A 2,277-nucleotide genomic window follows, 5' to 3' on the forward strand; every position below is an offset into this window, starting at 1 on the left:
TGTAAGTGTAGAATAATAGATATAGGAATTTGTTGACAACTAAAAAGTATTTTTTTAGAAAAGTTTACATACTATTAACATGAGGATGAAACTACAGACACTTTTTAAATTTGATTAACAAATTATTAGAGATAGAAGGGGTAGATTATGGGGGCTAAAAGAGAACATACTTATGAAAATTACATTTACAGTGATTCATCAAATTCATCAAATGCTATGAAAATGTACTTAAAAGAAATTGAAGAGTACAAAATGTTGTCTGCGGTAGAGGAAGTTGAATTAGCTAAAAAAATAGATGAGTCATTTATAGGAGCTAAGGAAGAATTTATCAATGCAAATTACAGATTAGTTGTTAGTATTGCTAAAAAATATAGAAAAGAAAATATCGATATGCTTGATTTAATTCAAGCAGGAAATATAGGACTTATAAAAGCTGTAGAAAAGTATGATTATAAAAAAGGATATAAATTTAGTACTTATGCTACATGGTGGATAAAACAAAGTATAACTAGATACATAGATGATTGTGAGAATACTATTAGAATACCTGTTCATCTTCATCAAAGAATTAACTTTGTGAAAAGAAAAAAACAGGAATTATCACTAGAGTTACAAAGAGAACCTAAAATAGAAGAGTTAGCCGTAGCATGTGAGATAGAAGTAGAGAAAATAATAGATTTACTTAAAAGAGATAAAAACATAGTTTCATTGGATACACCTATAAAAGAAGATGAAGATAGTAGTTTAGTTGAGTTTATACCTTCAGATGCATATTTTGGAGATGTAGTTATGCATGAAGTAGAACAACATAATCTAAGAGAGAAAATCGAAGAACTATTAACTGGACTAAGCGAACAAGAACAAAGAGTACTTAGAATGAGATTTGGATTAGATGATGATATACCTAAGACATTAGAGGAAATAGGAAAGGTATTTGGAGTTACTAGAGAAAGAATAAGACAAATAGAAGCTAAGGCTATAAGAAAGTTAAGACATCCAAGTAGATTAAAGCAATTAAAGCATTTTTATTAAAATATATCTATTTATTTTAAAAGCTATGTAAACGTTATTTAAATGTTTGCATAGCTTTTTTATGCTTAATTAAATTAGTTTTAGAAAGTAAGTCATATTAATAGGATATATATTAATATAATGTAAAGTATATAAAAAACTTATTTCAAGGATTGATTCTATGTATTATTCAAATAGAGAAAAAGTTTATATGGAAATTCATTCGGATATTCAAATTATTAAAGATAATCTAAAAAATATGAAGATACAATCTTTTTTAGAGTCAAGTAAAACGTATAAGCTTATAGCTGAAATTGAAAAAGAAATAAATACAATTTCTAAAAGTATAATTGAACTTAAAGAACCATTTTTATTATTTGTTATGGGTCCTGGAAAATATGGTAAATCAACTCTAATAAACTCCTTGATAAAAGATAATAAATTAAAGACAAAAGATATTCCTAATACCTGGAGATTAGATATATTAACATCATCTAATTATAAAAAAATGGATATTGTCAGTGGATATGAAACAAAATCCTATGATTATAATGAAGGACTATCAATTTTAGAAGCAGAAGAAGAAAAAGTTAAGAACTCAAAAAAAGTTATAAAAGACAAATTTGAAAAAATAAAAAAGCATAATGATTTAAGTATTTATGATTTAAAGGAGTGTAAAAAGTCTTTAGAAGAAAAGTATTTATATAAATATGATATTGTAGAGGTAAAACATTATATAAACAAAAGCGGAGTTTTAAATGATTTTATTATAGTAGATACTCCTGGCTTAAATCAAAATTTACTAAAAAATACCAAAGAACGAATGGTTGATTATTATAAAAGAGCAGATGGCATAATCTGGGTTTTAGATGCAAAGAATATAGTTTCAAAATCAAGTAATGATATGATAGTTGAATTGAATGAAAATTATATATTAAGCGATGGTTATAATAATATAATTTGTGCAGTGAACAAAGTCGATGAGATAAGAAATAAAGACAATGATTTATCAAAAGTTAAGGAAGAGGTCAAAAATTTATATAAAAACTATTTTGTAGATATAGTTTTTGTATCTTCAAAAGAAGCAATTGATGGATATATAAGCAATGATAAGAAACTTATCAATTTAAGCAATATAGAAGAACTAAGAAATAGTATAGATAGCAATTTTAAAATAAATTCAGAAAAAATGCAAATTAAGTCAAAGCATATGCATTTAAAAATTAGTGGAGAATATTTAAAAAAACTAATCAATATTTATAAAAG

2 protein-coding genes are annotated in these 2,277 nt (G+C 24.8%); both read left to right on the top strand.

What is annotated here, in order from left to right; all coding sequences use genetic code 11:
• The first annotated feature begins 147 nt into the window (after nucleotides 1-147).
• A complete protein-coding gene (locus RWY47_RS15250; protein WP_021429490.1) occupies nucleotides 148-1,032 on the top strand; it encodes a sigma-70 family RNA polymerase sigma factor in 885 nt (294 codons plus the stop codon).
• 160 nt (nucleotides 1,033-1,192) lie between these two features.
• On the top strand, nucleotides 1,193-2,277 hold a 1,085-nt coding region (locus RWY47_RS15255), incomplete at its 3' end, for a dynamin family protein (RefSeq protein WP_316030364.1).

Source organism: Paraclostridium sp. MRS3W1 (genome assembly GCF_032465715.1).
Lineage (GTDB): Bacteria > Bacillota > Clostridia > Peptostreptococcales > Peptostreptococcaceae > Paraclostridium > Paraclostridium dentum.

Excerpts from the sequence above, each read along its gene's own strand:
- RWY47_RS15250 (WP_021429490.1), top strand. The coding sequence starts at position 148 with ATGGGGGCTAAAAGAGAACATACTTATGAAAATTACATTTACAGTGAT.